The sequence below is a fragment of the Stieleria sp. genome, from assembly GCF_041595215.1.
GTDB classification, from domain to species: Bacteria; Planctomycetota; Planctomycetia; order Pirellulales; family Pirellulaceae; genus Stieleria; species Stieleria magnilauensis.
In genome coordinates this window covers 1-7135 of sequence record NZ_JBFHKV010000375.1, presented here as the reverse complement: position 1 = coordinate 7135, position 7135 = coordinate 1, and the positions used below count along the sequence as shown (strand labels likewise).

The window sequence follows — 7135 nt, the reverse complement described above, 5'->3', positions numbered from 1 at the left end:
GATCGTGAAGGTGTTTTCGACGGACAGCCCATCGGCATCGGTGACCTGAACTCGAATCGAGTAACTGGACTTGGTGCTTTGATCCGCTGCGAACGCGGTCACCAGCTCGTCACCGGAAATGGTGAAGGACGCGTTGTCATCGTCGCCGGTTCCCGACACCAGGGTGTACGTCAACGTGTCGCCGCTGTCGGGGTCATCGCTGGTGAGCGTTCCCACGGCGGTTCCGCTGGGTTGCCCGTCGGCGACGCTGGAATGGCTGAGCGAAACCGCGGTGGCTGATTCGTTGACATTGGTGACGGAAATCACCAGCACCTGCTCGACAGACAAGCCGCTCGAATCGGTGCTGCGGACGCGGATGGTGTAGGAATCTTGCGACTCAAAATCGAACGATTCCGCGGTCAGAAGTTGACCGCCCGAGATCGTAAAGGATGCGTTGTCGTCGTCACCGTCGCCGGAAACAAACGCGTACGTGTGCGTGTCATTGGGGTTGGAGTCGGTGGTTTGCAGGTCACCCACCACGGTCGCGGTCGCACTGTTTTCGGCAACCGTGTCGCTGCTGAGTGTGACTTCCGAGGGTGCCGAATCACCTTGCGTGATCGTCAAGACCTGTTCGAAGGTTTCACCCCCGGCATCGGTCGTCCGCACCCGCACGCTATAGCTGGATTGCGAGTTGAAGTCTAACGTCGCGGCGGTTTGCAATTCGTCGCCGGAGATGGAGAACGAGGCGTTGTCATCATCTCCGGTTCCACTGACCAGGGAGTACGTGAACGTCTCGCCGGAATCGACATCGGTGGTGGAAAGTGTACCGACCGTTGTGCCGACCGCGGCGTCGGCACCGACGGTGGAATTGCTAAGGGTCAGCGCGGTCGGTGTTTCGTTGACGTCCGAAACGGTGATGGTAAACGTCTGGTCGACTGACAATCCACCCGCATCGGTGCTTCGGACGATGACGCTGTAGCTGGACTTGGTTTCAAAGTCCAACGCCGTTGCGACCAGCAGCGAGTTTCCCGAAATGGTAAACGCGGTGCCGGTGGTGCTACCATCGATGGAGACGATGCTGTAGGTGTGGGTGTCACCACTGTCGGCATCGGTGGTGGTAAACGTTCCGACGGCTGTTCCGCTGGAAACATTTTCGTCAACCGTCGTGCTGCTGATCGCCAGCGCCGTCGGCGCGGCGTTGGCATGCTCGACGGTCAACGTCAGCACCCGTTCGACGAAACGTCCGGTCGAATCGGTAGATCGCACGCGGATCGTAACCGAGTCCTGGGCAGAGGCATCGAAGGTTTGCGCGGTGACGAGCGCGTTGCCGTTGATGGTGAAGGACGCGTTGTCGGTGTCGCCCGTGCCACTGACGAGTGTGTAAGTGTGTGTGTCACCGGAATCGGGGTCGGACGTCGTGAAGGTTCCCACGGTCGTGCCGACGGCGGACGAGTCATCGATGCTGTCGGACGACAAACTGATTCCCGTCGGAGCTTGAGCATCGGGAAGGTCGGGGATATTCGGTGTCGACAGCCCCACGACTCGGCGCAGCACATCGCTGGCATCCAACGGGCTCACTCCGTCGACTCCGGTCACGTCGCCCAACAGGACCGGATCAATGTTGGGGAACAAGCGAGTCGACGCGGTGGTGCCGGTCGGGTTGGAGAACACGAACCCTGAATCCAAATCCACTCCGACCCGGGCGATCAGTCGCGCGTCTTCGGCATCGTAACGTCGGTTCTGATTGACGTCGCCGGGGAACGCCACGACATGCAAGGCGTCATCCGCGGCCGCATCCATCGCACCCGCGTTGACTTCGATCGATGTCATGCGGACCGATTGGCTGGTGCCATAGGGTGCGTCTTCGGGGACCGTGGCGATGATGTCGACCAGATCGGCGGCGCCGGCGGCCAAGGGAGCGAGGCTGAAGAAGGAGATGGTGGCGACGCCGGGGACGGTCAAATTGACATCGACTTGACTGTTTGCCGGGGCATCACTGCCCAATTGAACGCCACTGATGTCCAGCAACGTGGGATCGTACTGGATCGTCAACGTCAGCGACGTGACGCCGTCTGCATCGCTCAATTGAATCGGCAATCCGGGCGGCAGATCCTGTCCGCTGCCGGCGGCCGGAACCTGAATCGCTTGCGTCGGGCCGCGCACGAAGTCCGGCAAGCTGACGACGAGCGCCGGTCCGCTGGAAACCGTAAACGTGTCCACAAAATCTCCGCCTGCCGCCGAATCATCGTCGCCGTCCAACAATTCGCCGTCGGCCAGATCCTTGAACCCGTCGGTCGCACTGCGCAGCGTCACGGTGTAGGTGTCGGCCGCCAGCGGTCCGCCGCTGGCGATGAACGTCAGCGACGTGCCGTCAATGATCAACGACCCCGCCACGTCTCCGGTCGTCGCTCCGGTCAACGTGACATCGGCGGCACCGGCCAACCCGTTTTCAGCGTCGTAAAGGTTGATGACGGACGTGTCAATTTCTTCGCTCAGTTCCGCCACAAACCCGCTGGACGTCGGGTTAAACGAAGCGATCGTGGCGGCCAACACACGTCGCGATTCAAGTGTTTCCAATCGACTTCTTCGCCCGAATTGTTTCCGCGAACGATTTCCGGAAGGCTTGGCGGACCAGCGGCGTGACGCGAGACGCGAGAAAAATCCCTTGGTGTGTTGACGCATATTGACGTGTGACCTTGTCCGGGGAATGCCGGTGCAAAAAAGCGGTGTGGGGCAGTCCATCGCGGAAGATCAATCGCCGTCGAAAAATCCATTTTGCGGCGTTCGGCTAACAGGGCAGATCCGCCGACACCGACGATCTGCCCGTGCCTGTCAGGCGGAATCGTCAGCGGGGATGTCACACCGCAAAGAAAGTTTTTTGCACAATTGATGTTGGTGCACGATGGCTCCGCTCGTCCCGCCTGCTGCCAGGGAGGGTGACTTAGGATGTGTTGGTGACCAGTGCCTTTTCGGAAGAACCGAGCGTTGTTTTCTCCAAAATCTCTGTGACACCTCGCCCCGCGAATCCGCCTAGTCCCTGAGCACCTACCCGAATCCCTGCCTGATAGCCCCATGAAATTGATTTCCAGAAACAGACGACGGCGCCCGGCGATCGAAAGTCTCTCGGCCCGTCGGTTGCTGGCCGCAGTCGACATTGCCGATGATTTGACGGCGGCGCCGGCCTCGGTCGTTTCCGTTCCCGTCAACATCGATGACGCCGATGGAGTCCGCGGTGCCGAGATTCGGCTCAGCTACGACACCGATCTCTTGGATCTGGAACATGCCGATGTCACCGCCGGCTCGGTCTGGGACAGTGGCAATGACACCCAGGTGACCGTGAATGTCGACGATGCGACCGGCACCATTATTATTTTCATCTCGTCGTCATCCGAATTGGCCGCGACCGCGGGCAGCCTGGTCGAGTTGCAGTTCACCGTCGACAGCGACGCAACGGTGGGGACGTCGACCGCGCTCGATCTGACCTCGGTCGTTTTAAACGAAGGCCAGCTCAGCGTCACGCCGTCACCCATCGCCGGGGACGACGAAACCGACGGGACCCTGACGATTGTCGAAACCGGTTCGGAGACGATCTCCGGTTTCGTGTTCGCCGACGCCAATACCAACGGTAGCTTGGACGCTGGCGAGGCAATTCCGGGTGTTACGATCACGTTGGTCAACACGACGTCCGGCGCGCAGCAGCAGACCGTGACGGCAGCCGATGGAAGTTATCAGTTCACCGAATTGCCGGCGGGGTCGTACACGATCACTCAACAACAACCCGTCGCCTACTTGGATGGCGGGGACAACGAATTGACTGCGACGCTGACGGCCGGCGAAGCGTTGCAGGATCAGAATTTCACCGAACTCGGCCTGCTTCCATCATTCTTGTACAGCCGGCTGCTGACGACACTTGTGATGCCGATCGGTTCGGATGCATGGTCCAACGAAATCGCTCGAATCAACGACGACGCAGAATCCGGAAGCGTCGCGACGGCACCCACGATCACCTCCGCCGCGGTCGCCGCAACGTCTCTGAGTTCGTTGGGCGCGGCGAATGAATCGGCGACGGCTGCTGCAGCGACATCCGAATCGTTGCTGAGTGTTTCAGCCGGCGAGGGGGAGATGGTTCCCGCCGCCAGCGAGGCGATCCTTGATACGTTCCGATCGCCCGCAGCAATAAGCGCTGTGTTGCCTGAAAACAAAACCCAGGACGAAGACGAAGCTCTCGATCAGGTCTACGCGACGACGCAGCTTTGGTAGGCGGCCAGCGGAGAAGCGGCATCGTCGACATTGCGGCTTGCTCGATCGTCCAAATGGCTCGCGCACTTCGCCAACTTCCATCGGTTGGTCTTGTTCGCTGGGGCCGGTAATCGGTACAGCACAGATCGTGACGCACCGTGGCGGGGCGACACGCTTCTCGATCAGTGGTACCAGGATGGCAGTTCAGACACGCAGGCTTACCGCGGAGCGGTTGGAATTCAGGCGATTGTTGGCAACCGTTTCCGTGACGCAAACGTTCGACGAATCGGCGCGCGAGCTTCGTTTGCCGCTCCGCGTTGAAAACGCCGATGACATCCGCGCCGCGGAAATCCGAATCGAATACGACCCCAACGTCGTCCGCGCCGAAGAATGGACCGTCGAACCGGGGAAGTTCTGGAACGGAAACGTTTCCATGTCTGTCAACATCGATCAGGAAGCCGGGACGATCACCGCGTTCTTGTTCACGGCGGAACCGGTTGAGGCGAGCGACGGAGATCTGATCAGCATTGGATTCCAAGAGGAGGCCTGTGTGAGCCAACCCGGCGCGGCACCGATCACCGTCAGTCACGTGCATTTCGACGAACGCGCCGCCGCATTGTCGGTCACCGCGCCGGTCGATCGCCTGCCGGTCTCGCAACCCTTGTCGGAACTCGCCGGTCACTCGTCCCGTCGAATCCATCACACGATCCATCACGCAATCGATCCGCCGATGGGACCGTTGCGTCCCGATCGAGTGGACGTGTTGATGTCGGGTTGGTGACCGATTGAATCGGAACAAGCCGCTATCCGGTTTTGACCAGAGACCGTGAGCGTCGAAATTCGGCCGGAGAACAATCGTTCCATCGTTTGAACACGCTGCTGAACGATGACGGAGACTCGTAGCCGACTTGGGTGGCGATGTGTGAAATTTCGACGTCGGTTTCGCGTAGCAAACGACGCGCTTTTTGCATCCGCAACTCGGTCAAGTATTGCAGCGGCGCGCGACCGAGAAGATTGCGAAATCGGTCGGAAAACGCGGACTTGGAAACCCTAGCCCGCTGAGCCATCGTGGGGACGGTCCAGGGGGATTCGGGGGTTTCGATCATCGTCTTCAGCACCGGACCGATGACGGTGTCGGTCATCGCCCGCAGCAATCCCGATTGATCGACTTCGTCGACTGACTGCGTGTTGCGATGCAGCTGGGTCGCAATGGTTTGAATCAAAATCAGCTCGGACAGCTTGCGGACCGTCAATTGCCAACCCGGCGCCGCATCGCGGATCACCTGGTGCGTTAGATCCAGTAGCGGAAGGCACGTTTTCAATTCACGGTCGCGGCGATGATTGAGGTGGATCAGGGGCGGCAATCCGATCGCCAAGGGGTTGATCGACAGCCCCGTCAATTCAAATTGTCCGTACAGCACGGTGGTCGAATCGTGTGGACCCGGCAAGATCGGCCAGATGCAATCGGACAGGCGTTCGGCGACAGGTTCGGTGTCGCTGCCGAGTTCCCTCACCAATTGATGTCGACCGCCATCGGTGGTAATCAGGTGGTCACCGGCGATGACGCGGATCGGTTTAGCAGCCGTGACGTCGGACGTCCTGCCGCTCAAGCCGCTGCCTGCCAAGCCGCTGCCACTTGCAGTGGTGCCGCTGGTACCGTTGCCACCGGGAACGAACCAGCCTCCGCCACGCGTGATGACGTACATGCTGACGACGCCGGCGGGGACTTCCAGGCCCCAGCGAGTCGGCAGATGCCAATATGCGGCCTGCCAGCGGGGCAGGTACAGCTTGGACAAGAGTTCGGTGACCGGATCGGATTCCAAGGGGTTCATCAGACGACCGTTCATTGGCGTAGGGTCCGCTGTTGCGGGTACCGAGAGACGCAAATGAGATGTCAATCCAATACCGCTGGGACCTGATGCGGGAACGCCAAACAAGACGCTGCCGATGGGGTTCCAGGCGGAAACCCCGGTGCGAGTGTCACGGCATGGGCACAGTTTTTTAAGAAAAGATCACGCACCCGTCAGGATCGAGCGGAAAACACGTGTCAGATGGATCAGCTGGAAGATAATTCCACGTCAAGGCTACTGCGAACGCGCGGCGTTTGCCGGTTCGCTGCGACCAGCGATTTCGCCACTCAACAGGGCACTTCCCGAGACCACCGAGGGCGTGTTCGTGACAGAACGGGGAAATCCACGGACACCCACGGATTTCCGTTTGATTCGATTCTTGTCGACCGAATCGCCCTGCGTCCACCGGCTGACCAAGGTGGCCGAGCGTTCAGAATCACGCTCTGAATCCAGCCCCGGTGTTTCGGCGATTCGAAAGTTCCGATAGTGCCCCGTGCTGGGCGCAAGTTCGATTCGAATCTTGGACGACAATGCCGTTGGTCCCAACGTGGGAAGCGCGGTGCTGTAGACGCGGATCATGCCACCATCGTCAGTGCCGGAGGCGGCGGGCGACCGCACCGGATTCTCGACCAGCGGCTTCACCGGGTTTTCAACCAGCGGCTGAATCGGGGTGTCCGCCAGCGGGGGCCCAGATTGAATGTTTGGCGGCGTCGATGCCGTGACGGCGGATTGCGACAGGTTCGTTGATCGAAGGGTTGCCGGCGAAACCGCAGGCGTCCGCTGAACATCGCTCATGTCGGAATCGACGGTCAGGAACTGCATTCCCAGATCGGCGGTGAAATCAAAACTGGCCAGTTCGTCGGCGTGATCGGAGGGTAATTCAGGACTCCGTACCGCGATCATGCCTCCCTCGTCATCGGTCAGCGGTTTGTCCGACGGTGACGCGTCGTCGGTCGATGGGACCGACGTGCCGGTCTTGCGTTTTTTGTCCGACGGTTCTTGCGGCAGTTCATCAGCCGGGGCGTCGGTCGATTGACGATTCGCGGTTCGAGCCAGGGGATCAGGCG

The 7135-nt window shown here is 60.3% G+C and carries 5 protein-coding genes; 2 read left to right on the top strand and 3 right to left on the bottom strand.

All coding sequences use genetic code 11. The features are described 5' to 3' along the window. On the bottom strand, window positions 1–2556 hold a 2556-nt coding region (locus ABX749_RS15580; RefSeq protein WP_372896787.1), incomplete at its 3' end, for a cadherin domain-containing protein. Between the two features lie 495 nt (window positions 2557–3051). Here ABX749_RS15580 and ABX749_RS15575 point away from each other — a divergent pair. Together ABX749_RS15575 and ABX749_RS15570 are read left to right on the top strand one after the other, a co-directional pair. Next, the gene (locus ABX749_RS15575; RefSeq protein WP_372896786.1) at window positions 3052–4239 is read left to right on the top strand and encodes a cohesin domain-containing protein; all 1188 of its coding nucleotides are present in this window, start codon (window positions 3052–3054) and stop codon (window positions 4237–4239) included. Window positions 4240–4468: 229 nt separating this feature from the next. Continuing rightward, window positions 4469–4999, top strand: coding sequence for a cohesin domain-containing protein (locus ABX749_RS15570; protein WP_372896785.1), 531 nt, complete (start codon window positions 4469–4471; stop codon window positions 4997–4999). 22 nt (window positions 5000–5021) lie between these two features. Here ABX749_RS15570 and ABX749_RS15565 read toward each other — a convergent pair whose 3' ends face one another. Further along, window positions 5022–6065, bottom strand: a complete 1044-nt coding sequence (locus ABX749_RS15565) for an AraC family transcriptional regulator (protein WP_372896784.1) — start codon at window positions 6063–6065, stop codon at window positions 5022–5024. Window positions 6066–6302: 237 nt separating this feature from the next. Beyond that, the coding region (locus tag ABX749_RS15560) for a hypothetical protein (protein WP_372896783.1) at window positions 6303–7135 on the bottom strand (833 nt) is incomplete at its 5' end.

Excerpts from the sequence above, each read along its gene's own strand:
- ABX749_RS15575 (WP_372896786.1), top strand. The coding sequence starts at position 3,052 with ATGAAATTGATTTCCAGAAACAGACGACGGCGCCCGGCGATCGAAAGT.
- ABX749_RS15565 (WP_372896784.1), bottom strand. The coding sequence starts at position 6,065 with ATGAACGGTCGTCTGATGAACCCCTTGGAATCCGATCCGGTCACCGAA.